Genomic DNA, 26249 nt, shown 5'->3' on the forward strand with positions numbered 1-26249 from the left:
GGCTGTAGTGCCGCTGTGGATGACGAATTCATGAGTGAACAACTGAACATCTTCGAAAGTACCGCAAATACCAGTCTGGCCTTTCCCGAGCTCAGCGCAAAGGATGCTGCGTTACAGGCAGTGAGCGCCAGGCTTCGTAACTGGGCAGCATCAGTGGTGAGTGACCGCCAAGCGCTCTTGGGCGTGGTTCTAGAACCGCGCTGCCACGGGCGTATTTCCAAAAAGTACCTCTTCGAGGTTTTAGGGGTAGATCCCTTGTTCGTAACAACTCAGGATCCGTCGATCGCCTCCGTGTATAGGGCCATGGTTGCCGAAAACATCGTTATTGAGGCGTATCCCATCAAAGACAACGAGCTGCGTCGGCGATTACTGAATTGGTTTGAGTCGCTCTCAGATGACGTTAAGCAGAATCTGCCTTTTACCAACGGAAAAATCGCGTATGCAGGTGCGGTTGAGACCGCTGGCCCTGGTATGTATCGCGGGCGTGACTCCGCGCTGTTTCAGTCTACCTGGGAGGAAATTTCTGCTCAGGTCTTGAAGCTTCAAGGCGCCGATGTCCCAGAAAGCTTCCCTGGTCGGAGGAAGAATTCGGCTGCGATCGCTGAGCTGATCAAGGATTGGGTAGCTGACGTCAGTGCAAGTCGTGATCTCCTTCTCCAGATTCCGCTAGTTTCACGTGCGGGCGAACCACGGGTGTTGATTGATTTTGTTGCTCAGCAGGTCGGGGTATCTCAAACCGCCGTTACCCGGCAGCTTCACCTTCTGGAAGGTCTCATTGACGCCATGGCCGAGGAGTTGATTGTCTTCCCTGGCTACAGCTCGTTTGAGTGTGATTGGCGCAGGCGGTTGCTGCGCTGGTACGAGGGCATGGATCAGCGGCAAAAGCTCGCTATCCCGACATTTGCGAATAGGATCAAGTGGAAGGGTTACCTTGATCAAATTGAAGAGTTCGCCAATCTCAAGGGCAACTGGAAGCTTCCCTTGATCGCGATCACTATGGACGAGATCACAACTGATCTTTTGTCCATCGGCGTTCTCGCGAGCGAGTACAAAACTGTCGCTGAGCGCGATAGCGAAAGGCGTCTTGCGGATGAGGCAGGTGCAGAGGCTGAGGAACTATCCACGCTGAAGCGCATGCAGCTCTACCGCAAAATGCCCGTCGAGAGTGTTACAGACTTGGCGCCTGCGGACGGTCAGCCATTCTCACCCCTGCTGCACCTTTTTTCGGCTGCCTCTTTGGGATCGCATCACGAATCCGGGATCACCAACTATCGACTTGCATATTCACATCACCGTGACAGCCTCCTGGAGTCGGGGTTTGAGGGCCACGAACCGCTCACCGAGATGGTCGGTGTTTACTCGCTGGCCAGGTTCAAAAAATACCTCGAAACCCAGCTGATCGAGGGGAAGCTGGCAACGCTCACGTGCAATACGATTTTGAGCGGTGTGAGAAATGTCATGGAGACCGCAAAGCACACGGAGGGGCTGGGAATCACTTCATACATTCCCGTTTCGGAGTTCGAAAAAGCTTCTGAAACTGATCGGTACCGCCCTTACACCCCGAACGAGAGGAAGCGCATCAGCGATACGCTGGGCCTTGCGATTGATCGTACAAACACCTTGGCCCAGCCTTATGAGCGGCGTGGTCGAGGGGAAGATCCTCTCGATGCCTTGGGGCACGTGAAGCGGGGTTATGGCACGCTGGAGAACGCGTGGTGGATCTTTGAGAACAAGCTGGATTGCAAACCTATCGGTTTCAGTTCAAAGGACAGCGATGACCCTTACCAGGTCGCCTTTGTTCGCATTATCAATAACTCAGATCAGTCGATTTACGACGTTTACCAAAGCTGGGGAGTGCTCTATACGCTTAACGCAAACACGTTGGCGCCTTATGTTGCCCGATTGGCACAGGTGACAGGCCTTAACGCCGATTCGCTGCTTGGTTTGGACTGTGAAGACTTCGAAGAGCGCCATCGTCTTTCTAACCGACCGTGCCTCAGATACTGGAAGGAGCGTTCTACTGGCGCAAAAGAGTATCCGCTCGACATCTTTCAAGCGGAAATCTCCTGGCTTACGTCCTCTCAGGGGCGAGAAGTCCGGAAAATCTTTGAGGACGTGATGGCGCTCACAGTCCAGTTGCGTGCTGAAGCCAGCCCTGAGGTGGCGACCCGCCTATTCATCTACAGAGATGGATCAACGAGGGCTCGGGGGCAGATCAAAGCGCTGGACGGATCTGGCACTACCATTCTGAATAAGATGTTCAACCATTTTACGAAAAGTCACGGCTTGCTCACCGATAAGGGAGAGCCCCTCCAACTAACCGCCTCACGGCTTCGGCCAAGCTTTGTGAGTGAGTTAATCGAAAGGGGTGTCAGTCTGCGCGAGATTCAAGTGCTACTTGGTCATAAAAGCATGCGTACCACTGTGGTATATCTGGACAGGCTCGATCTCAACCGCATGGCGCGTAAGGTGCTTGATGAGGCCATGCGGGATATCCACAAGCGAACCATGCATAGCGAGCCAATGGCCGCGCCGCGTGAAACTTCGTCGGAAGTCATTATCTTCAAAACTCCTTTGGGTGGGTGTCGCAACATTCTCAATCCTCCTGACTTCATCAAGAAGCTTAAAAGCTATATCCCCGGCAGACCTTGTTCGCTTTATAACAAGTGCCTAGCTTGCGATAACCGGCTAATCACGAAAGCAAATCTGCCCGATCTTTTCGCGATGCGTCGAGATTATCTCCATGCCATTGAGTCATCGCGAGTCCTGGACACTCCCTACGGCACAGTGATCTTGGAGAACTTGGCATTGCTTGAAGAGATCCTTGATCCAAAGTTCTCAGATTTTACGCCTGAAGAGTTGGCAGAGGCAGAGCAGCTGTCGGAATACATCGAAACGAGTGTGATGGTTGAGGGGACATTCCAATGAACGAAGCGCATTTTGATTTGCTGTCAAAGTTTAGTTCATTGCGTTCTTGGCTTACGCCTCAGCCTGACTCGACAGGAGTGATTGTGAGGCAGCGAGCTGCTGACGAGACGTTAGCGGCCACAAATGGAATGGATGCTGTCGCATACTATGAGGCGTTGTTGGTGCTGCCGGTCGCGAGGCCGAACCCTGAGACCGGAGTCCGTTCGTTAATTAAGGATATGGTCTGGGATTTCAATGGCGATTACCCCAACTCTGTCCGTAGCATGAGAGGGGCGTCGCTACGAATTGATTGGTCTAAGTATACTGCTGTAAGCCCGTTGGTACTGCTTGAGATGAAGGTCGCCTTCTATCTTTATTACATGGCCCCGGCCCATGTTTATGGTGGCCGGAAATCGAAGAGCAAAAATGTCACCTCGATCATCATGAATTTCTCAGCGGGTATGAGGTTTTTGGATCAAATGTCTCGCTGCGATCAAGCAGAGTTTGGACGAGACTACGTCCAGCGCAGCGAGGCCGGCGTACGGGGGTTTGACACCCTCTCCTATCGTGAAGCGGCTAAGAAATACGATTTCGCCTTTAACTCTGCCCTGAAAGTGTTCTTCAACGTGATCCGCTCCCCGTATTTAGCTGAGAATGTATTCGGTGGTTTCCTGCCACACGTCGACCTGGAAAAGCTTCAGTGGGCGAAGATCGCTGCAGAAAAGGCATCTGTAACGGAAGACAAGGTGGTGAGCGAGGTACTGTCGAACAAAATCTTCGAACATTCTTCGCTGTCTGCCTCCATGTTGATCGTGGATTTCTTGGCAACACTCGGTGAGTCAGTAGCAGACGTTGATAGCCTCCGACGTCGGAACGCCAGGGAGTTCTATCGCGCAGAGGAGCATGACGTTACCCCCCGTTTGCTCGACATGTACACGTTTATGCGTCTCAAGCAGGCCGGTTATCCCGAGGGGACTATCTTGTCGGTCATGGGCGAGATGCCGGATGAGTTGATGTCGCCTCGCCCAAAGGAAGGTGCGTCGACGGTCTCCGTTTCGAAAGTGAAACTTATCGCGGGAGGCCTGATCAACAAGGCGTTTCGTAAATATCTTGACCAAGTCTACTACAGCTGCTGCTACATTGTGGCTCAGTACACCGGGATGAGGCCCTCCGAGCTGTCTCAAATCACCTTTGAAAATGCGCTGTCTGAAAATGGCAAGTACTGGCTACTCAATAGCCATGTTGTAAAACATCGAAACGCCTACGGGAAGTTGTTTGATGACACTTGGGTGGCGATCCCAATTGTCCGAGATGCAATCGCTGCAGCTAGCATTCTGGCTAAATATAAGCAGACGCCTTTTTTGTTTGCTCCTACAGATACAGTAGCCCCAGGCGCCAAGCCGTTAGAGGTCAGTAGTGTAGGCATGAAGTATCACCTTATGTCATTTTTTGAATATGTTCTTCCTGCGGATGAGTTCAGGGTGCTTGGGTTTTATCCGTATATGTTGCGACACACACTGGCTTATCAGCTCTACCGAGCTGAGGTTGGGCTGCCTTTCATCAGTCATCAGCTAAAGCACTTTGGTGATATCGTCGGCGGCTATTATAATCGTGGATATAGCGCTGTTACCTTAGTTTATGGACACATGGGCGACATGATTGAGATGGGAGGTCGCCAAGCTGGCAAAAGCAACCGATATCGGTACATGGCTGAGCGGGAAGTTGTGCGTCTGCATTACGACCCGGATGGCACGTATGCTGGGGCCAACGCTGCTGCGCATAAAGCTAAGAATAAAGCCATCTTTAAGATGTATGAAGAAGCGGGCTATACGTACGATGAAATCATTGACGCTCTTGTGGCACAAGGCATCGCAGTAGTGAACATAGGCATGGGCATGTGCTACGGAGGTCGCATTGAGGAATTTGATGATAGTTTGCCTTGTATCGGTGGGCTTCGTTGCAATCCTAACCGATGTGCCAACTCAGTGATTACTAAAGCTCATGCTCCAAAGTGGAGAGAGATTTACACCCAAAATCGTGCGTTGCTCACTGATCCGTTCTATCAAGATCGCTTGGATCAGATCAACGAAGTCATCAATGAGGCCAAAGGGGTATTGGAATGGCTTGGCGAGGCAACGGAGCTTGAAGTATGAGCAGTCAGCCATTTGATGTACGCAATGCTGCAGACTACGACAGGATCACTGCTGCTCTGACGGAAGCTCTGGCCCTTATTTCCAGAGATGGCTCAATCAAAGCGACTGTTTCTGAGTTGAGTAGAATTTCTGGAGTCCATCGTAATACTATATACTTGCGTCAGTTTCCTCTGGATAAACTTGCGCTAATCAAAGAGCAGCGCGCTCTAAAGAAAGTAGCACTCGCGCGTAAAAAGGTTAAGCGCCAGGATCCAGTCAGTATCTTAGAGGATCGCCTAGAAAAAAGTCGCCTAGAAGTAGTATACTGGTTCAACATGTATAGGGATTCTCAAGAAACAGCTGGTGTCTTAAATACTCGGTTGGTGAAGGTTCGTGATGCACGAGACCTGGCCAATCAGGATTGCCAGGATCACCTGTCCAAAATTGGATCTCTCGAAACCGAAATTGAGCGGCTTAGGGACATCATAGCTGTCCTTGAGGCCGAAAACGCGGAGAAAGCGAATTGAAAGCATATCAAGACTTGTTAGCTGACGTGCTCAGCAATGGTGTTGAAAAGGGTGATCGCACAGGGACAGGCACGATTAGCGTGTTCGGTCGTCAATTCCGCCATAACCTGGAAGATGGCTTTCCGCTGCTGACCACGAAGAAGCTGCATTTCAAGAGCATTATCAATGAGATGATCTGGTTCTTGAATGGTGATACCAACACCAAATGGCTCAAGGAGAATGGTGTCAAAATCTGGGATGAATGGGCAACCGAGGATGGCGATCTTGGGCCGGTTTATGGCAAGCAGTGGACTGCGTGGCCGACTAAGGATGGTAAAACCATCAACCAGATCGATTACGTTGTTAACACACTCAAAACGAACCCCAACAGCCGCCGCATTCTGTTCCATGGATGGAATGTTGAGTACCTGCCAGATGAGTCTGTCAGCCCTCAAGAAAATGCGCGCAACGGAAAGATGGCATTGCCGCCGTGCCATCTGCTCTACCAGTTTTATGTGGCCAACAATAAATTGTCGACACACCTCTATATCCGGTCGAGTGATCTGCTGCTTGGGAATCCGTACAACTTGGCCGGGGCGAGTTTTCTAACTCATATGCTCGCTCAGCAGTGTGATATGGGTGTTGGAGAAATTGTCGTTACTATGGGTGATGCGCATATTTACTTAAATCACATTGATCAAGTTAAGTTGCAGTTAACTCGTGAGCCGCGTCCTCTACCAAAACTGGTGCTAAAGCGTAAGCCAGCCAGTATTTACGACTACAAGTTTGAGGATTTCGAGATCGAGGGCTACGACCCGCATCCCCATATCTCAGCTCCAGTCTCAATCTGAGTCGTCTCGGCTGTGAAGTCGAGGTGCTCACCTCGGCTATCCACCGATGAATGCAGGTTGTGCAGGTGACAGGCCTGTGAAGAGCATGCTCAACCTGCACAGCATTCCTTGGCCATTACCTGAATGACTGGGATCGCGTGTCTCAGATCCTCCACAGGCACTCAGCAACCAACTCAGTCTTGGTCAAAACGATCGGGCAATGCGGCTTGGTTCTCAGCCAAAAGTCGTTCCACAATGACTTAGCCGATCCAGCCGTCAAGACCGGCCTGTTCTCATACGCCCCCGTTTGATGGAAGCTCCACGCACCAGCCTAAAACCTGGTCGTGCACCTTGAGCAATGCTGGGCGGCGTTTCGCTGCGACTTGGTGCAACCACCCAGGGTTGAAGTTCATGTAAAGGATGCGCCTCAGCACGACGCTAGCAATTAATGCGCCGGGCTGGCCACACTCTGGAATTTGGGGTGTGGAAAAGGGGCGGGATTCTGGCTGATAAAATATCTGCCGGTATCGCGAGCGTCCACTAAGTTAGTCATTTACTACATCCACCTGCCAATGCACAGGCCGGATAGGCAGCGGAGCAAAGATCTGCGTCTAGGCTTTTTTCTTTCACAGAGACACCCACTAGAGCGCGACGTCCGAGTCCTGGCTGAGGTACGAAACGCACCAGCCTGTCGTTGTAGCTCTTTTCAAGAGTTGCAACTACGGATACCACATTTCAGATTTGTAATTTCCCAGTCACCTCGCCGTTATATTCAAGTTGTCAAGATCATCACTCACTGGCAGCTCTAGGGTTATAAAAATAAAGCCAGGCCAAACATGTCTAAAAGCAATCTGCCGATTCGAACGGAGCGCACATGACTCACCTTAATAAGATTTCCCTGGCAGTATTTTCTACCATTGCCGGGATGACCCCGATTTCTGGTTTCGCCGAAGAGCAAAAAGAAGGGTTTATCGAGGGCAGCACGCTGAATGTCTTCAGCCGTACCTTCTATATGAACCGGGACAGTCGCAAGGGTCAATCTAACGCAAACGGGAATGGCTACTCCGAAGGTACCGCGCAAGGGTTTATTGGCAAGTTCGAATCAGGCTTTACCCAAGGCACCTTTGGCGTAGGTGTCGACGCGTTTGCGATGGTTGGGTTGAAGCTTGATACCGGTGGTGGCCGCAATGGCCTGCAGAGCTCATTCAACGTTCTGCCTGTCGATAACGATGGGCAGGCAAAAGATGAATGGACGAAGGTGGGTGGCTCCGTAAAGGCTCGGGCTTTCGACACCGTCGTGAATATAGGTGATGTATTCCCATCGACGCCTGTGGTTTCATTTGGTGACTCTCGGGTACTTCCAGAAAGCTTCAGGGGGGTAACAGCCACCAACAAAAGCATCAGCGGCTTGACGATGCAAGGTGGCCGCCTGCACGCAATGAGCCAACCTCAGTCCTCCTCGATGCGCGACAACTTCGCCACATTTTATGCCGGGCCGGTGAATTCGCCTTGGGTGGGATATTTCGGCGGCGACTACGAGGCTACCGATCGTTTGACCTTGGGCTTATACGGGAGTCGACTGAAAGACGCATGGGATCAAAAATACGCCTCAGCGTCTTACGTTCTTCCCCTCTCTGACCAGATGGCACTTACGGGCAGCCTGAACTACTACAACGCTACCGATGAAGGTAAACGGCTTCTCGGGAAGTTTGACAATGATATCTGGAGTGCGAAAATCGGCCTTAAATATGGCTCGCACACGGTGTCTCTTTCGCATCAACGTAACCAAGGTGATGATGACTTTGACTACCTGAGACAGTCAGACTCAATCTACCTGGCCAACTCCATCCAATACAGCGACTTCAACTCCCCAAAGGAACGCTCATGGATGGCTACTTATAGCCTGGACATGACTAATTTCGGCGTACCGGGCCTAGCATTCATGACCCGCTATGGCAAAGGTACGGATGGCGACTACTCCAACGCAAACAGCACCTACATGCGCCGCGATTCCGATGGCAACCCGCTGAAGGATCAAAAGCGCTGGGAGCGAGACATCGAAGCCAAATATGTCGTTCAGACCGGAAGCATGAAGGATCTGTCTCTGCGCCTTCGCCAGGCCACCACCCGAGCCACTACGTTCGAGTCTGATCTGGACGAGGTCAGGCTGATTGTGGAGTACCCGCTCAGCGTCTTGTAGCCGCGTAGTATCTGCTGATGGTCACATCAGAAGTCACTGCTGCTTGGCTCGCATTGGGCATCACGGCATACCTCCAAAGCAACAGTCACCTTTGGAAGCTCCCGCTCCGATTAAGGTGGTTTTAGGCGCTCAAAGGGCGCCTTTTTTTTGGAGTTTTTAGGAGACCTCGCAGGCTCGTGTGGAGAATTGCATTCCACTTGACCACCCGTCTGCATTGCAACTGACCAATCATTTGCATTCGATGTGACTAGGCCTTTGCACGAGACTTAACCGGCGCATTGCATGCCCTCGACCGGCTGGAGTCGACCCCAAGCGGCCATTGCCCATGACAGTACTTGGCCAAGGGGGAGCATGATTAGCATTGACTAGAGGGAATCCGGCCTGAGTCATCGATGGACTCAAGGAAATGGTGAATGCGTCGATAGCTAAGGATCCAAACCCTCCAATGATGGCATTCCTATGGCCGACCGCGTACTACGTCGCTTCTTGAGCCTACACCAAGCGTGGTTAGACTTCCTCGCCGTCGCCTGTTTGGGTGTTTGTGTGCTCTGGGCTGGAATACACCTCGACCTATATGAAAAACTTGCCCGCTTCAATATCCAGCACGAGAGCTGGCAGGCAGACGAGTTCTTTTTAGGCCTCGTCGTCATGGGCTGGTGTGGCTTTGCCTTTGGTATCCGGAGGGTCTACGAGCTTCGCAAGGAGATTCTCAATCGACGTCTTGCTGAAAAAGCTGCCGTCGATATGGCCATCCATGACACCTTGACGAGGTTGCCCAACCGCAGAGGGCTGGAATTGGAGTTCCATTCACGCCGACTCTGTCCTAATGATCCTTTCTTTCTCGTGCTGTTTGACCTAGATGGCTTTAAATCCGTAAACGATGTCTATGGCCATAGCTATGGCGATCGGCTGTTGCGGGAATTGGCAAACCGTATCAGTACGAGCTTGCCAGACGGTGATTTCGCCTGCCGCTTGGGTGGGGATGAGTTTGCACTCATCCTTCGGTCTACAAAAACAGCTGAATCCGCATGTCTTTTCCTGGATCAGCTCGCCTCTTTGATTTCAAGCCCGATGGTGTTTGACTCCGTACGTCTCTGCACAGCGGGCACCTATGGTGTTGCGCAGTTTCCAAAAGACGGGATAGACCTTAGTAGCTTGCTCCGACGGGCTGATCTTGCGCTGTACCAGGGTAAGCATGACGGCAAGAATACTGTTCGGTTTTTTGATCCGAGTCGGGATGTGCAGTTGGAAGAGCAATCCCAAGTAGTGCAGTTGCTGCGCGAAGCTCTGGATAATGGGTATCTGAGCTTGGCATATCAGCCAATTGTTGCTCTGGAGGATGAGCGCATTGTTGGGTTCGAGGCCTTGGCCCGACTGAATCATCCCGTGCATGGTTCCATTTCGCCCTTGCATTTCATCCCTGCTGCGGAGCGATCCGGTCTAATGCGCGAGCTCACCACATTGTTGTTGGAACGAGCCTGCCGGGAGGCAACAGTTTGGCCCGAGCACCTGTTGCTGGCATTTAACCTGAGCGCTTTAGATCTTCGTGATGAGTGTCTCGTCAACCGGGTGCGAAGCGTATTACAGCGAAGTGGTCTCCCGCCGAATAGGCTTGAATTGGAAGTGACCGAAACAGCTGTAGTGAGCGATTTTGTAATGGCAAGCAAGCACATAGAAGCGCTGCATGACATGGGCATCCGTATCGCAATGGACGACTTCGGAACAGGCTACTCCAGCTTGGCTCAACTCGCTCAGTTCAATTTTGACAAGCTCAAAATTGACCGCACTTTCATCAGCACGGTTCTACAAAACGACAAGAATGCCCGCATTGTTCAGGCAGTCCTTTCCCTAAGCAAAGGACTTAGCCTGACAGCGCTCGCGGAGGGTGTTGAGACGCGTGCTCAAGCGCAGTGGCTGAGTGAAGCAGGCTGTGACATGGCGCAAGGGTTTCTGTTCAGTGAGCCTCTTTCGGAAACACGCCTAAGGGAATTGCTGGGATCGTTATCAAAATCAGGTGATGAAGCGGCATAACCGAATCCCCCTTTTTTTCAAGGAAGCCTCGCTGTTTGAGGCCGGTTGCCGTCGTTATAGGAATGTCGCTATTGGCCGAGTTCCGACGGTCAGGGTCGTCCAGCAGACTGGTCAAGTCGAATGCAAATGGATGGTCAAGTCCATGCAATTACTCACTCGTGAGCTGTCTTCAGAAGCTGTCCGGGCCAAGGGGGAGGCTGGGAGTGCCCAGTCGCCACGTCGCTGACCTTACGCAGCAACAGATGACGAATCCTCCAGAGCTCGTCGAGTGTGCGCTGAGAGAACGCTACGGTGCGTTCAGGCGGATCGATCAATCTAGAACGGATCCACGCAGCAGTTGAGTCAGCGCATTGTGCTGATTGAGCTCGCCATCAGGCATCGTGGCCATCTTCTCCTATAAAGATGTGGCATCTACGCTCATCTGCAAATTATTCTGCAGGGAGTATTGAGCCAGGTGCGGACGCTAGTGGCTGGGCCCACAACGCATTACACAAATAACTCCATCCTCACCATTTCGGCAGGCACCGAGGGTCGACTCTTTCCCCATAAAAAAGCGGCCCTAGAGGCCGCTTTTTCATTGGGAGAGTGTGGAGGTATCATATCCACAGATGTCAGTTTCAATTTTTACCTCTGCAGGTGCTCATGATCTGATACTTGACGGTATTGAGGTTTCCGCTGGAGTCTTCATAGGTCATGAGTTGCGGAATTACTTTGCAGGCCCGAGTATCAGGGGACGTGCGAATGACTTTGGCGATGTCGAGCTTCATGCCATATTTGTAATCTACGACATGTGGGACGACTTTTTTTGATTTATCAGCATACTTTTCGACAATGACCTGATGCTCCTTCAATATTTCTGTGACTGATGCATCTTCAGCAAATGCAAACGATGCAATGGGCGAAAGAATAGCAAGAGCAAAGACCAATGATTTGGCGATACGCATAAGATGTCTCCAATCGAGTGATGCCTCAAGTTAACAGGCCCTCACTAACTGGAAGGTTGCGTCAAAATTACGTTTTAGAAATGTACTGCCCGGTCGGAGAATTTCTCCTGCAGCTTGATAACAGTATTGTAATCATTTGCTCACCTTCTTGTTAGCTAGCAAAATGTATTATCAACCTTAATTCCTAAGGGACGAATGAACGCCCCGCAGGTACTGCCATTCTCCTACACGGTTATCATTATGAATCTAATCAAATCGATGGCTTTTGCAGCTGTTGCCCTGTCTTGCTCTGCAGCATTCGCAGAGGACGGTAGTGAAAGAGCAAATCAAGCTGCTCAAAAAATGCGTATCGCTCAAGAAGCGCGATTCGACAGTCAAAACGGCACCGATACCTCACGGTACGTTAACGCTGATGAGAAATCTCGCACTGAACAGCTGAAGAAATCCGAGGGCTAAAACATTGCCTTCAACATAATTCGCCTTTTGGTAGCTCAACAGCTCCTTTGGTTAAGGTGAATACTTTGAGCGCCCACTGGGCGCTTTTTTTTTTGCGTTTTTTTTGGATGACCTGAACGCACACTCCGTTTCTTAGGTCACAAACGCAGACTCCCATTGCACCCTCTCATTCAAGGATTTCATTATGAGCTCAGGCCACAGCCACGGCGAAGTACGCGCCGGACATGAGAAAAAGCTTTTGCTCGCCCTGGGGCTCACCACCGCGTTCATGATCGCTGAAGTAATCGGTGCCTGGATCACTGGCAGCTTGGCTCTACTGTCCGATGCGGCACACATGTTTACCGATTCGGCGGCTTTGGCCATTTCGCTTCTAGCCTTCCAGATCGCCAAGCGTCCTGCAGACCGCAACCGCACCTTCGGCTATGCCAGATTTGAGATTCTGGCATCAACCTTCAACGCCATTCTGCTGTTTCTGGTGGCCATGTACATCCTTTATGAAGCCTATCAAAGGTTGATGACCCCAGCTCCCATTCAGTCTACCGGGATGCTGGTGATCGCTGTCCTGGGGCTTGTGGTCAACCTTCTCTCCATGCGCCTTTTAGGATCTGCAAGTGGCGAGAGCCTGAATGTCAAAGGTGCATATCTTGAGGTTTGGAGCGATATGCTTGGCTCGCTCGGCGTGATCATTGCCGCATTGGTCATCCGCTTCACCGGTTGGGCATGGGTAGATTCTCTCGTTGCTGCCGGCATAGGGTTATGGGTACTTCCAAGAACCTGGACTCTGTTGCGTGAAAGCATGAACGTGCTTTTGGAAGGAGTCCCTAACAACGTAGACCTGGAAAAAGTGGAGCAAACGATTTTGAAAGTCGATGGCGTCATTGCCATCCATGACCTGCATGTCTGGTCGGTCACCAGCGGTAAGAACGTCATGAGTGTTCATGTGGTGATCGCTCAGTCAGCGCTCAATGGACAGGATATTTTGAGTCGGGTGACAAACTCAGTCAGTCAAAATCATGAGATTGGCCACTCTACCATTCAACTTGAGCATGACGGCTTCCACGATGGTGAGCATGCGCAAGAAGGTCACGAACATCACGCATAAATAAGCTCGCGGCAGGTGGCTGCCGCGAGCTTTTCCCATCAGGGACTTAGTCCTCTTCGTCCCGGCGATGGGCCCATTGATACAAAGCCGGTAGAACAAGCAGCGTCAGTGCGGTAGAGGACAGTATTCCGCCGATGACAACCGTAGCCAACGGGCGCTGCACCTCTGCGCCAGTGCCTGTCGCCAGCGCCATCGGGATGAACCCCAGAGAAGCTACTAACGCCGTCATCAAAACAGGACGCAGACGTGTCAGGGCACCCTCGTTGATTGCATCGCCGAGTGAGCGGCCTTCCTCGCGCAGGTTTCGGATGAAGGCAATCATCACCAGACCATTCAGTACGGCCACTCCCGACAATGCGATAAACCCGACGCCTGCAGAGATGGATAATGGGATATCTCTCAACCAGAGCGCCATGACGCCACCGGTCAGGGCGAACGGTATGCCCGTGAATACCAGCAGGCCGTCCTTCAGATTGTTGAACATCATGAACAATAAGGCGAGCACCATCAGCAACGCTACTGGCACCACAATTTGCAATCGCTTGGCAGCAGACTGCAGCTGCTCAAACTGACCGCCCCAACTTGTCCAGTAACCCACAGGAATCTCTACACCGCTGGCGATGCTCTCACCGGCTTCTTGTACGAACGAACCCAGATCACGCCCCCGTACGTTGGCGCTGACGATCACCAGCCGCTTGCCGTTTTCACGACTGATCTGGTTTGGCCCGAGCACCAGATCCAGCGTTGCAACCTGGGACAGCGCAATAAAGCCTATTTGCTGGTTACTGCTACCGGCTGTTGCCGGTATCGGAATGAGCAGGTTGGAAAGTCCTGCAACGTCTGTGCGTAGCTTGTCTGACAAACGCACCACCATGTCGAAGCGACGATCACCCTCGTAGAGAGTACCGGCCTGCCGACCGCCTACTGCCGTGGCAAGTGCGTCCTGAACGTCTCCCACGTTAAGGCCGTAACGCGCAGCTTTGTCACGATCAATGTTGATCGTCAAAACAGGCAAACCCGTGGTTTGCTCGACTTTGACCTCAGAGGATCCCGGCACCTTCTGCAAGGTGGCAGCAATTTTGGCGGCAGTCTGATTGAGCACGTCCATGTCATCGCCAAAGACCTTTACCGCGACGTCGCTGCGAACTCCTGACACCAGCTCGTTGAAGCGCAGTTGGATTGGTTGAGACAGCTCGTAGTTACTGCCCGGCACGCTCGCAGCGGCCTGCTGCAATTCGGCGATAAGCGCCTCACGAGACTTACCCGGATCGGGCCACTGGCTTTGGGGTTTGAGCATCACGTAGCTGTCGGATATGTTTGGCGGCATAGGGTCAGCCGCAATTTCCGCCGTCCCAGTCCTGGCAAACATACGTTCAACTTCAGGCACTTTTTCGATGATCGCCTTCTCAAGGTGCTGCTGCATCTCCACCGACTGAGTCAGGCTGGTGCCTGGGACTCGAAGGGCCTGCAGAGCAAAGTCCCCCTCACTCAAGCTTGGGACAAATTCACTGCCCATGCGACTTGCAGTGAATCCAGACAAGACGATCAGCGCAAATGCTAGCGCGAACGCAATTGCCCTATGACCCAATACCCATTTCAAGACCGGTGCATAGCGCAGGCGAGCCGTGCGCATCACGAAGCCTTCCTCTTCCTTGACCTTGCCCGTCACAAACATGGCGATGGCGGCAGGCACAAAGGTCACGGAAAGGATCATGGCACCAAGAAGCGCGATGACCACTGTAAACGCCATGGGATGGAACATTTTGCCTTCGACACCGGTCAGGGCGAAGATTGGCAGGTACACGACCATGATGATTAACTGGCCAAAGATGAGAGGCCGACGGGCCTCTTTCGCAGCAGCAAACACTTCGTGAAAGCGTTCAGAGCGTGTCAACATTCGGCCATGCTTCTGCTGGGCGTGGGCCAGTCGACGAATCGCGTTCTCAACGATAACGACTGCGCCGTCAACGATGATGCCGAAGTCCAATGCCCCCAGGCTCATCAGGTTGGCACTGACCTTGTTGGTGAACATACCGGTAAAGGTAAACAGCATGGCCAAAGGAATCACCATGGCGGTGATCAGCGCGGCCCGAATGTTACCCAGGAACAGGAAGAGGATAGCGATAACCAGAATCGCCCCCTCAACCAGGTTCTTCTTCACCGTCGCAATCGCTTTTTCAACCAAGTTGGTACGGTCGTAAACCGTGACCGCCTTGACGCCTTGTGGTAGCGAGCGATTGATGTCAGCGAGCTTTGCAGCGACAGCCTGAGAGACCGTGCGACTGTTTTCACCAATCAGCATAAAGACAGTGCCCAGCACCACCTCACGCCCATTTTCAGTTGCTGCTCCCGAACGAAGCTCTTTGCCGATGCCGACGTCCGCGACGCTGCTGACTCTGATGGGCGTGCCCTGCACATTGGCAATAACGATGTTGGCAATGTCCTGCACCGTTCCCAGCTGGCCCGGTGCGCGGATCAAGAGTTGCTCGCCACCGCGCTCTATGTAACCGGCGCCGACGTTCGCATTATTTCGCTCCAGTGCAGCAATCAGGTCATTCAGGGTCAGCTTGTACGCCGCCAGCTTTTTAGGATCTGGCGCGATTTGATACTGCTTGGCAAACCCGCCAATGGTGTTGATCTCGGCAACGCCTTTTACGTTACGCAGCTGGGGTTTTATGATCCAGTCCTGGATCACCCGAAGGTCGGTTGGCGTATAGGGTGTTCCGTCGTCCTTCAGCGCCCCTTCCTTGGCCTCAACCGTCCACAGAAAGATCTCGCCGAGCCCGGTGGAGATGGGCCCCATAACCGCATCTACGCCTTCTGGCAGTTGATCCTTAGCAATTTGCAGGCGCTCACTTACCAACTGACGGGCGAAAAATAGGTCGGTGCCATCTTCAAAGATGACCGTCACCTGAGACAGTCCAGAGCGTGAGAGCGAGCGCGTCTGCTGAAGCCCTGGAAGGCCCGCCATGCTTGTTTCAATCGAGAAAGTGATGCGTTGCTCTGTCTCCAGCGGCGAGAAGCCCGGAGCCGAGGTGTTGATTTGCACCTGGACGTTGGTGATGTCAGGCACAGCATCAATAGGGAGTTTCTGGTAGCTGGCAATGCCAAGCCCAGCCATGAGTAGAACAGCAAGCATCACAACGATGCGCTGTTCTATCGCAAATTTAATCAACCGTTCAAACATAGAGGTTTACTCGTACGACGCAGGTCAATGGGCATGCTCAGCAGAGCCTTTACCCAGCTCCGACTTGAGAATGAAGCTGCCAGCAGCAGCCACTTGCGTGCCGGCAGCCAAGCCTTCGGTAATCTCTACAAAGCCACCGTCGCGGCGACCCACTTTCACTGGCTGCAACTTGAAACCTTCTTCGTTGCGAACAAAAACCGAGGGCTTGTCTTCAACAGACTGGATGGAGGCTTCGGGAACGCTAACGGCGGCATTGGCTTTATCAGCCTTAACCTCTATGGAAACAAACAGCCCAGGACGCCAGGAGCCTTCCGGGTTGGCCAGGGTGACGCGGGCGATCGCAGCCCTGGTTTGCTCGCCGAGAAGGCTACCAACATAGCCAACACGTCCTTCGACTTGAGCATTCATATCAGGTGCGCTGATGGTCACTGGGCGACCTACTACAACCTTGTTCAAGTCTTTTGGAGTGACGCCAAAGGTGGCCCAGACCCGAGACAAGTCCGAAAGAGTGAAAGCAGAGCTCGCCTCTGTGACAACCTCACCGATGCCCAGATGCTTCTCGACAATGATCGAGTCGAATGGCGCCATAAGCTCATAACGGTTGCCAGCAGACGGGGCAAGGCTTGCGCCGATAGCACTCAGCTTCTGGCGAGTGTTACCCAAGCTGATGTCAGCTTCCTGGAAGGCTTGGCGTGCCAGCAGATAATCCTGCTCGGCGGAGATCTTGTCCTCCCACAACTTTTTTTCGCGCTGCAATGTCAGGCGTGCGAGCTCCAGGCGTCTCTGAGCTGAGTTCAACTCTGCGCGTTGATCAGAAATTTGCTGGCTTGCGATCACCGCCAGTACCTGACCCTTTTTAACCGCCTGGCCTAATTCAACTTTGACCTCATCCACAATCCCGCTTACCCGAGGTACGACGTGCGTGGTGCGGTCTTCGTCAAACTTGATTTCTCCTGGGAACGTTACGGAGGTGCTCATCTGACGCGGGGCTGAGGCCACCAGCTCAATGCCCGCTGCTTTGATCTGTTCAGCGGTAAGCTCCAGTTGCCCCTCTTCCTCCACATGGGATTGCTCCCCCTCGGCATGCGCTTCTTCCTTACCTGCGCCTTCCTTGGCATGGTCATGCTCTGATTCTTTTCCGTGATCAGCTTCAGAGGGGTCAGCCTCGGCAGCAGTGGACACGCTTTGATTACCTACGGCCAAGCCGCCCAGGCCGATCAAGGCTGCCAACGCCAGGGTAATGGCGACGCTCCGTTTGTTAGTCATGGAAACTCCAGTCGATCATGTGCTTGCTGCACATCGCGATACGCCAATAAGCGTGGGAAAACGATTTTTATGGATTGGTGCTGAACTGGTTCAGATCACCGTAGATGCGCTCGATGGCTACCCTTGCGTCAGTGGCGGTTGCCAGCGATTCGAGGTATTGGCCACGGGCTGCAATCAAGGTGCGCTGTGCATCCAGCACTTCAAGAAAGCCGAACTTGCCCATCTCGAACCCACGTGTGGCGGTATCAACCGCTTTTTGGGCCGAAGGCAAAATCACCGTATTGAATGACTCGACGTCTCGCGAAGCAGTGGCCCACTGATCGAGGGCTGTCTGGGTTTGAGTACGCAATCGAAGTTCCACGGCGTTACGCAGATCACGGGCTTGATCTGCGCGGCGCGAGGCGGAAAGCACGTTGCCTTGATTGCGGTTAAACAACGGCAGAGGCATCGACAGGCCAACAACGTTGACGCGCTCACGGTCTTCCCGGCTGTACTGACTGCCGATGCTGACGGTCAGATCAGGAATGCGCTGCGCCCTTTCCGATCCCAATAGGGCATCACGTTCCTCAATCTGCGCCTGTGCCAAACGCAACTCTGCTGACTGATTTATGGCGTCCAGCATTTTGGTTGATGAGGGTGATTTCCCAGGCGAGAGATCGGTGTACTCAAGGCGATCAAACTGGGTAATCGAAGATCCGGTTGCCCGAGCCAACTCGCGGTAACTGTTGGACTTCAGGGTCTCTGCTCGGCGCACCTGCAGATTTGTTTCTGCTAGTTGTACCTGGGCACGAGTGGCCTCAACTGGAGATGACTTGCCAGCCTCGATACGACCATTCGCTACCTGGAGTCCGCGCTCGGCCAAGGCTTGAGATTGCCGTGCAAGATCCAGTGCGGTTTGCGCGCGCACTGCTGCAAAGAAGGCTTGAATAACTTCGGCGCGCAATTCATTACCACGACGTTCAAGCTCAATTTGAGCAGCATCCTGGCCTCGACGAGCGACATCAATGCGGGCGCCTCGCTTCCCGCCTAGCTCCAGCGCCTGACTCAGCATGACGGTCGTAGTACTGGTGCTGCGGCGCGTATCTTCCGCCTCCCAAGACAACACTGGATTGGGTATGAGACCGGCCTGCTGCCTGGCGCCCTCGGCAACGCCAATTTCCCATCGAGCTGAGGCCAGATCAGGATTCTCGGCAAACGCAGCTTCGATTGCCTGAGGCAAGCTTAAACTCTGGGCCATCGCAATCGAAGGAATGGCAAGTGGCAGCAGGAGGACTACCAGCGCCCCAATTCTTGTAGATGGCACAATGGAAAAGATTTTAGATGCGAGCACGATTGCACATCTCCAGTCGCATAAGTCACCAAAATGTTATGAACATACACAACTCCAGCCATATAGCCGGAATTAGATAACAAGACTTTATGCAAGCCGAGTTATCAGAGGGATGACTGGAAAATTACAATTCCGTTATCCGGGGCATCGAATAATATTTTGTCTTACACTGCGATCTCTAGCTGCGCGAAACTGGCCCGACATGAAATGCAATAACTTAATAGTTGCTTTTTTTTGTCGGGGCGCCAAACACGAATTCAGCTGCGACATAACGTCGCTACATGGGCTACTGAGCTGTTTTCACGAATAAAGGCTTGACCCTGTAGCCACTTCAGCGTTGAAAATATGTCTGGCAGGGTGGGTTGTGAATGTTTCGTTTAGACAGCGTATCAATACCCAAAACAAACGGCGCATCTAAGTAATCAACATGAAAGCGGGAATCAATGATATGCGAATCCTTGTGGTAGAGGATGAGTTAAAAACTGCCGAGTATATGCATCAAGGTTTATCTGAAAGTGGCTATGTCGTTGATTTAGCCAAAACAGGCGTTGATGGACTACACCTCGCCCAAAGCCAAGTTTACGATATTGTAATTCTGGACGTTAACTTGCCGGTAATGGAAGGCTGGGAGGTTTTGAGAGAGCTTAGAAAAACCTGTAATACCCGAGTCATTATGGTGACAGCACGTGGACGTCTGGAAGAAAAGGTAAAAGGTCTGGAAATGGGTGCCGACGACTATCTCGTCAAACCCTTTGAGTTTCCCGAGCTATTAGCCAGGATTCGGACACTGATGCGTCGAAGCGAGCAGTCCGGTCTACCCGAGGTGCTCCGCGTTGCGGATCTTGAGCTTGACCAAGGTAGGCATCGAGCCTTTCGCGGCACGCAGCGCATCGACCTGACCACCAAAGAATTTGCACTTCTTCATCTGCTGATGCGCCATAGCGGTGAAGTCATGTCCCGGACACAGATCATTTCCCTGGTATGGGACATGAATTTCGACTGCGACACCAATGTTGTAGAGGTTTCGATACGTCGACTCCGGGCGAAGATAGATGACCCGTTCGACCGCAAGCTGATTCACACTTTGCGCGGTGTTGGGTATGTACTGGAAGCTCGGGAGTGAGGCCTACCAGACTGTCGATGCGCTTAGGGCTGACGGTGAGTGCCTTCTGCGCGCTCCTGGTGCTCATCATGGCCACGTTGGCATACGCGGCCCTTTCACGCCAGCTTGATGCGCGGGCTGTGGATGCTCTCAATGAAAAGCTCAGTCAAATCGAGCATAGCCTGGCAGAGGGCTCAAGCTCGGTGGCCGAAGTTGTTCTGCACCCGCATAACCTTCGTGATCAGATCATTGGCCATGATGACTACACGCTGACAATCCTGGATTCCAGTTCGCCAAGAAAACGGCTGTTGAGCTTGGGTGGCGATGAAGGAACCGATCTGCCCGTTCCTGAAACAGATGGTCGGACTAAGGACTTTCTTCACCTGACCACCCCCGAAGGCCATGAGATCTTGATGGCCTACAGAGTGATACGACTGCTCAATGGGCAGCACGTGCTTGTGCTTCTTTCTCTGGATAGGCAAAGCGATATCACGCTCCTGACGGCTTATGTGAAATCGTCATTGTTTGCAGTTCCTCTGATCCTCCTTTTGGTGGGCGGCGGCGCCTGGTGGTTTGTTCATCGAGAGCTAAGACCTCTGCGTGCGTTTCGAAAAGTGGCTGCGATGGTCTCTGCACGCGATCTCTCTCATCGGATGAAAGTGGATGGCCTTCCTGATGAGCTTCGGGATCTGGCGCACGCTATCAATTTCATGCTCCATCGGCTCGATGGTGACGTACAGCAGCTCGCGCAGTTCTCTGACGACCTTGCCCATGAGCTTCGCTCCCCCATGAACAACCTGATGGGCAAGGCTCAGGTGACGCTTTCAAAAGAGCGCCCCCCTTCGGAATACAAGCAGGTATTGGAATCGTGCACTGAAGAGCTGGAACGACTCTCGCGCATGGTTTCACAAATGCTTTTCCTGGCGAGTGTCAGTCAACCATCTGTGCCGCTAGCAACCGAATCGATTGATCTGCGCAGTGAAGCGGAGAAAGTGATGGAGCTGTTCTCCCACTCTGCTGAAGACAAGGGTATGTATTTAGTCATTGAAGGGTACGCACATGCCCAGGGTGAGAGGCTGATGATACAGAGAGCGATCTCCAATCTCCTCTCGAACGCCATCAGGCATGGCCCTGTTGGGAGCACTGTTGCTCTGGAGCTTTTAGAAAGCCGAACCGAGGCGGTGCTGGCAGTACGCAATACTGGAGAAGGGATCGCCGCTGAGCACCTGCCCAGGATTTTTGACAGGTTTTACCGTGTTCACCCCAGCCGCTCCAGGCAGCAGGGCGGAACCGGGCTAGGTCTGGCCATCGTTCGAAGCATCATGAGCCTGCATGAAGGCTCTGTGGCCGCAGAAAGCGAGCTTAACGGCCCGACGACGTTCAGGCTGATATTCCCCAGAAAAGCCTAAGCGCAAACGCTCAAAACCGTGAGCGACAAACCGGATTGATGGATACAACGTGTTACATATTCACGGCTTGTAGAGCACTGCTTTCTCGATAAGGCTGCAGTTAGCCAAGTGCGACGAGCCCAGGCTGTATTTTCTATATCAACGTGAGCACACACATGAAATTGCCAAGTATGAAAATCGCAGGGCTTCGCATTGCCATGCTCATCGCGGTCGGTACTGCGTCACTGGTTCAAGCTGCTCCAGTCCAGAACATTGACGTATACCGAGACCCGAACTGCGGGTGCTGCTCCAAATGGATAGCCTACCTGCGTGACAATGGCTTCACGGTGAACGATCACCTTGAAGACAACATGAGCGCAGTCAAGGCCAAGCTCGGCGTGCCCGATAAATTGGGCTCATGCCACACAGGCGTAGTGAACGGCAAATTCGTAGAAGGTCATGTGACCGTGCAGCAGATTGCCGAGTTGGCCAAGCGCTCAGATCTCAAGGGCGTCGCGGCGCCAGGTATGCCCATGGGTTCTCCGGGTATGGAATCAGGCAATCGCAAAAGCGCCTATCAGGTCATTGGTTTGACCACGCAGGGTGACGAGCTCATCGTGGCTGACTATCCGGGGCAGTGAAGCCTTTAAGGTAAAGCCACTTTGCGCTTGACCCTATAGCCGCTTCAGGGTGTTTACTCGACAGCATGACTTGCTGAGGGTAACAAGATGAAGAAGTGCTGTGGCGAATCAACCGGCTCTCCTGCCGTCACTGAAACGGCTGAACGAGCGGTCGAGTCCTGGACACCCGACCATGAGACCAGTGGCAGTGAACAGGGCGACTCTGTTGCTTCCTGCTGCGGGACTGGCGGTGGCTTGGCGTCCGATGCCGTGACAGCGACGTGCTGCTCTTCTGACTCGCGAACCCAGTCGCCCCCTGCCAATTCGAGCGAGCTTTACAGTCTCAGCGAACCAGCAAATTCACCTAAGGAGACACACAGCGCTACGTCCAGCCTCGACCGCGCCGCTGGAAGCTGCTGCGCGCCCTCTGAAAGTAATGAATCACAATGCTGTGCAGCACCTAAGGTAACCGACCTGAGTGATACAGCCCAAAGCCGATCCTCCCCAGGTGCGTCGTTCAATACTTTCCATATCGGTCAGATGTGCTGTCCAACCGAGCAGGCCATGATCGAAGGCAAGCTAGGCAAGATGGCGGGTGTCGAGAAACTCGAATTCAACATGATGAAAAGAACGCTCGGCGTATGGCATACCCTTGCGGATACGACTGTAATTGCCAAGGCAATCTCTACACTCGGAATGACTGCGGAGCGTTTGGACGCGCCTAGGACTACGAAAATACAGGTCGCTGAGCTCGACTGCTCGGCAGAGGAAAGTCTTATTCGTGCCAAGCTCAAAACGCTTGCGGGAGTTGAGGGGTTGGAATTCAACATCCCTCAACGTACGGTCAGCCTTGTACATCAGCCAGATGCTCTTGACGGGGTGCTTGACGCTATTCGCAGCCTGGGGATGTCGGCTGTGGTTGCAGAAGAAGACAGCAGCCAGCCGGCCCCTGCAGCCCCGAAAACCCGGTGGTGGCCTCTAGGTTTGGCAGGTGTCGCGGCATTAGGTGCCGAGATGTTGCATTTGACATCTGCTGCACCGGAATGGGTGGTGGCCATGATTGCCCTACTTTCCATCGCCATCTGCGGGCCGGCCACCTATAAAAAAGGTTGGATTTCGATCCGGCATTTGAATCTGAACATCAATGCGCTGATGTCCATTGCGGTCACAGGCGCGGTGCTCATTGGCCAATGGCCGGAAGCGGCTATGGTGATGTTCCTCTTCACTATAGCCGAGCTGATAGAAGCCAAATCACTGGATCGTGCTCGAAATGCGATCCAGGGCTTGATGAGCCTGTCGCCGGATCGCGTAACTGTAAGGCGAGCCGAGGGGCAATGGGAGGAAGTAGATGCGAAAACCGTGGACATTGGCGACCTCGTTCGCACGCGTCCCGGTGAACGAATTGGCTTAGATGGCGAAATCGAGAGCGGCCACTCCACGGTGAACCAGGCCCCCATTACCGGTGAAAGCATGCCCGTCGAGAAAATTCAGGGCGATAAGGTGTATGCGGGTTCGATCAATGAAGCTGGGGCGTTTGAGTACCGTGTTACGGCAAAAGCCAATAACACGACGCTGGCTCGCATCATCCATGCTGTAGAAGAAGCACAGGGCTCGCGTGCTCCCACCCAGCGTTTTGTCGATCAGTTCGCGAAGTACTACACCCCGTCAGTATTCTTCTTCGCGTTGGCGGTTGCAGTTATCCCACCCATTTTCATGGGCGGGGCCTGGTTCGACTGGGTTTACCGAGCCTTGGTCTTGCTGGTAGTGGCTTGCCCGTGCGCCCTGGTCATTTCGACCCCGGTGTCGATTGTCAGCGGACTGGCTGCTGCGGCGCGTAAAGGGATCCTGGTCAAGGGCGGTATCTATCTTGAAATCGGTGCCAAGATGGATTACGTCGCGTTGGACAAGACCGGCACCGTCACTCATGGCAAGCCAGTGCTGACTGACTTTTATAGTTTGATCGACCGACCTGAAGCTGAATTGCGCACGATCGCGGCAAGCTTGGGCGGCAGGTCTGATCACCCGGTTTCGCTGGCGGTTGCGCGCGATCAGGATGCGACGCAGGCCAAGCAAGTCGATGACTTCTCCGCATTGCCAGGGAGAGGGATCAGGGGAACCATTGAGGGTAAGCAGTACCACCTGGGTAACCGCCGGTTGCTGGAAGAGCTTGGGCTGTGCAACGCCTCGCTGGAATCGCGTGTGACTGCTCTGGAAATGCAGGGAAAGACCGTTGTCGTGCTGAGCGATTCATCTAGCGCGCTGGCCATATTTTCAGTTGCTGATACCGTCAAGCAGTCGAGCCAGAAAGCGATTGAAGAACTGCATCAACTTGGTATCAAGACCGTCATGCTCACGGGTGACAACAACCACACGGCAGCAGCCATCGCTCAAGCGGTGGGTATTGACCAAGCGAAAGGAAGCCTGTTGCCAGCTGACAAGCTCACGGCCATTGCAAGCCTACAGTCGGACGGCCATGTCGTAGGAATGGTAGGGGACGGCATCAATGACGCACCTGCCCTAGCCAAGTCCCAGATCGGTTTTGCAATGGCTGCAGCAGGCACCGATACGGCCATCGAAACCGCCGACGTGGCGCTGATGGATGATGACCTCAGAAAGATTCCGGCCTTCATTCGTCTCTCCCGTCAGACCGCGAGCATTCTTAAGCAGAACATCGTGTTCGCGATTGGCATCAAAGCAGTGTTTTTGGTCTTTACCTTGGTAGGGGTGGCCACGATGTGGATGGCAGTGTTCGCCGACGTTGGGGTGAGCGTTCTAGTAGTGCTGAACGGACTGCGCTTGCTCAAGAAGTAATCCACAGGCCTCCAGCGCAGGTTGTTGCACGGTGTGCTGTGAAATGCCCGCTCGCCACGTTGCACAAGCAACCCGCTGAAGGAGCCTCGGCGAATGTCGAGGGTGCGGGAATTGACCAAGATGGAGATACGAAGCTGCCGAGACGTGGCCATTTCTTTGCAGACCTGACCCTGAGTTCAAGAGCGAGGTCTGGCTGTAGTTGTGAAATGGAGGAACGGTCAACAGGTGCTTAGCCCACCTGTTTCGGTGCTTGATCCAACGACAGGGGCATTGCCGTTGGCCTGGTTCTCAGGAAAAAGTCGCTCGACAATCACGCAGTCGATCCACTGACCTTTAAGGCAGGCATGTTTCTCATACACCCCCACTTGGCGGAAACCGCATGCTTTGCACAATGCAAGGCTGGCACGGTTGAAGCTAAATACGCGGGAAAGGACTTTCCAGAAACCCCGCGCTTGAGCCTCTTTAAGCAGTGCTTGAAGCAGATGCTTGCCCAGCCCCTGACCTCGAACCTCACCGCTCAAGTAAATTGAAAAGTCAGCGATGCCGTCGTAGCAAGCGCGGGCGCGGTACACGCTCAGACTCGCCCACCCTATAACCTGGTCGTCCACGTTAAGTAATACCAGGGCAGGGTAGCGATCACTTGCCTGGAGTCGTTCAAGCATGTCTTTTGGGTTTCGAAGTGTCGTCTCGAACGTCGAACTTCGTTCCTCAATCCCTTGGTTGTAGATGGCAGCTATCGTAGGTGCGTCACTGGGCTCGGCGGGACGGATGCGCATAGGTATCTCCGTTGGTTGGTAGTAACAACATTTAAGGCAAAAAAAACCAGCTCTAACTCGGTTGCTTGGGGTCTGAGCAAGTCCCACTTGAGACGCCACATCGTTTTTCGGTAGCTCGGGTGAGTTGTCTGAGCACGGTCAGCGCTCCCTGCCTGGCTTCGGCTGAAAGGTTCTCAATCATTGCTTTCTCTTCAGCGACGAGGCCGTTCCTAATTTTCTCGTAAAGCTCCCTGCCAGCGCCCGTGGCCTGAAGCTTCACAGCGCGGCGGTCTTCACCATCCTCAACGCGTGAGACGTACCCTTTGCGTTCGAGCGCATCGATTACCCGGCTCGCCGTGCTCTTGTCCAAAAACATCTCTTCAGCCAAGACGTGGAGGCGCAGGGGCCCTTTCTTGACCAGCGTTTCGACCGCGTAACATTGTGTGACCGAGACGTCGTAACAACAGATTCGGTCTCGGTCTCGAAACTGGTAAACGCGGACAAGCTGGTTTAACGCTTCATACAGATCCTCGGCATCTTGCGACAACTGATCTTTTTTCCGCTTAGGCATAATCGTCACACATTTGTTGTTAGCTGCAACAATAATCGCGTGAGTGGTGAACCGTCAACGAAGCTATCTTGGCGGACACCAGCCCCGTCACGCCAGTACGGCTAGCCAACC

General features: G+C 53.2%; 18 protein-coding genes. 12 read left to right on the forward strand and 6 right to left on the reverse strand.

The window, feature by feature from the left end:
- Positions 1 to 30: 30 nt before the first annotated feature.
- From K1567_RS17625 to K1567_RS17650, 6 genes are all read left to right on the forward strand, one after another.
- The gene (locus tag K1567_RS17625) at positions 31 to 2928 is read left to right on the forward strand and encodes a site-specific integrase (RefSeq protein ID WP_220698687.1); all 2898 of its coding nucleotides are present in this window, start codon (positions 31 to 33) and stop codon (positions 2926 to 2928) included.
- Positions 2925 to 5060: a site-specific integrase gene (locus tag K1567_RS17630; protein WP_220698688.1), complete on the forward strand. Its 2136-nt coding sequence runs from the start codon at positions 2925 to 2927 to the stop codon at positions 5058 to 5060. Before K1567_RS17625 ends, K1567_RS17630 begins: the two co-directional genes overlap by 4 nt.
- The gene (locus K1567_RS17635) at positions 5057 to 5566 is read left to right on the forward strand and encodes a hypothetical protein (RefSeq protein ID WP_220698689.1); all 510 of its coding nucleotides are present in this window, start codon (positions 5057 to 5059) and stop codon (positions 5564 to 5566) included. The genes K1567_RS17630 and K1567_RS17635 overlap by 4 nt, the downstream gene beginning before the upstream one ends.
- The gene (locus tag K1567_RS17640; RefSeq protein ID WP_220698690.1) at positions 5563 to 6396 is read left to right on the forward strand and encodes a thymidylate synthase; all 834 of its coding nucleotides are present in this window, start codon (positions 5563 to 5565) and stop codon (positions 6394 to 6396) included. The genes K1567_RS17635 and K1567_RS17640 overlap by 4 nt, the downstream gene beginning before the upstream one ends.
- A gap of 853 nt (positions 6397 to 7249) precedes the next feature.
- Complete coding sequence (locus tag K1567_RS17645; protein WP_220698691.1) at positions 7250 to 8575, forward strand: OprD family porin; 1326 nt, start codon at positions 7250 to 7252, stop codon at positions 8573 to 8575.
- Between the two features lie 459 nt (positions 8576 to 9034).
- The gene (locus tag K1567_RS17650; RefSeq protein WP_220698692.1) at positions 9035 to 10606 is read left to right on the forward strand and encodes a bifunctional diguanylate cyclase/phosphodiesterase; all 1572 of its coding nucleotides are present in this window, start codon (positions 9035 to 9037) and stop codon (positions 10604 to 10606) included.
- A 617-nt stretch (positions 10607 to 11223) separates the two neighbouring features.
- Here K1567_RS17650 and K1567_RS17655 read toward each other — a convergent pair.
- Positions 11224 to 11550, reverse strand: coding sequence for a DUF2790 domain-containing protein (locus tag K1567_RS17655; protein ID WP_220698693.1), 327 nt, complete (start codon positions 11548 to 11550; stop codon positions 11224 to 11226).
- 240 nt (positions 11551 to 11790) lie between these two features.
- On the opposite strand from K1567_RS17655, the gene K1567_RS17660 reads away from it, so the two are divergent.
- Both K1567_RS17660 and K1567_RS17665 read left to right on the forward strand, forming a co-directional pair.
- A complete protein-coding gene (locus tag K1567_RS17660; protein ID WP_220698694.1) occupies positions 11791 to 12006 on the forward strand; it encodes a hypothetical protein in 216 nt (71 codons plus the stop codon).
- Positions 12007 to 12190: 184 nt separating this feature from the next.
- Positions 12191 to 13108 (forward strand): cation diffusion facilitator family transporter, encoded by a 918-nt coding sequence (locus tag K1567_RS17665; protein ID WP_220698695.1) that lies wholly within the window; start codon positions 12191 to 12193, stop codon positions 13106 to 13108.
- A gap of 46 nt (positions 13109 to 13154) precedes the next feature.
- Here the strand turns inward: K1567_RS17665 and K1567_RS17670 are convergent, their stop codons facing one another.
- The 3 genes from K1567_RS17670 to K1567_RS17680 all read right to left on the reverse strand — a co-directional run bounded on the left by K1567_RS17670 (position 13155) and on the right by K1567_RS17680 (position 18798).
- Entirely contained in the window at positions 13155 to 16295 is a 3141-nt protein-coding gene (locus K1567_RS17670) for a CusA/CzcA family heavy metal efflux RND transporter (protein ID WP_220698696.1), read from the reverse strand.
- Between the two features lie 24 nt (positions 16296 to 16319).
- Entirely contained in the window at positions 16320 to 17561 is a 1242-nt protein-coding gene (locus K1567_RS17675) for an efflux RND transporter periplasmic adaptor subunit (protein WP_220698697.1), read from the reverse strand.
- 67 nt (positions 17562 to 17628) lie between these two features.
- Positions 17629 to 18798 (reverse strand): TolC family protein, encoded by a 1170-nt coding sequence (locus K1567_RS17680; RefSeq protein ID WP_220699043.1) that lies wholly within the window; start codon positions 18796 to 18798, stop codon positions 17629 to 17631.
- 541 nt (positions 18799 to 19339) lie between these two features.
- On the opposite strand from K1567_RS17680, the gene K1567_RS17685 reads away from it, so the two are divergent.
- The 4 genes from K1567_RS17685 (at position 19340) to K1567_RS17700 (ending at position 24812) form a co-directional block, all read left to right on the forward strand.
- Entirely contained in the window at positions 19340 to 20014 is a 675-nt protein-coding gene (locus tag K1567_RS17685) for a heavy metal response regulator transcription factor (RefSeq protein WP_220699044.1), read from the forward strand.
- Positions 20011 to 21402 (forward strand): heavy metal sensor histidine kinase, encoded by a 1392-nt coding sequence (locus K1567_RS17690; RefSeq protein ID WP_220698698.1) that lies wholly within the window; start codon positions 20011 to 20013, stop codon positions 21400 to 21402. The genes K1567_RS17685 and K1567_RS17690 overlap by 4 nt, the downstream gene beginning before the upstream one ends.
- A 155-nt stretch (positions 21403 to 21557) precedes the next feature.
- Positions 21558 to 22022 (forward strand): DUF411 domain-containing protein, encoded by a 465-nt coding sequence (locus tag K1567_RS17695; RefSeq protein WP_220698699.1) that lies wholly within the window; start codon positions 21558 to 21560, stop codon positions 22020 to 22022.
- 543 nt (positions 22023 to 22565) lie between these two features.
- Positions 22566 to 24812 (forward strand): heavy metal translocating P-type ATPase, encoded by a 2247-nt coding sequence (locus tag K1567_RS17700; RefSeq protein WP_405045981.1) that lies wholly within the window; start codon positions 22566 to 22568, stop codon positions 24810 to 24812.
- A gap of 218 nt (positions 24813 to 25030) precedes the next feature.
- Here the strand turns inward: K1567_RS17700 and K1567_RS17705 are convergent, their stop codons facing one another.
- Positions 25031 to 25588 (reverse strand): arsinothricin resistance N-acetyltransferase ArsN1 family A, encoded by a 558-nt coding sequence (locus tag K1567_RS17705; protein WP_220698700.1) that lies wholly within the window; start codon positions 25586 to 25588, stop codon positions 25031 to 25033.
- 52 nt (positions 25589 to 25640) lie between these two features.
- Positions 25641 to 26138, reverse strand: coding sequence for a MarR family winged helix-turn-helix transcriptional regulator (locus tag K1567_RS17710; RefSeq protein ID WP_220698701.1), 498 nt, complete (start codon positions 26136 to 26138; stop codon positions 25641 to 25643).
- Between the last annotated feature and the right edge of the window lie 111 nt (positions 26139 to 26249).

It is taken from the genome of Pseudomonas sp. S5F11 (genome assembly GCF_019641515.1).
Classification (GTDB): Bacteria; Pseudomonadota; Gammaproteobacteria; order Pseudomonadales; family Pseudomonadaceae; genus Aquipseudomonas; species Aquipseudomonas rhodesiae.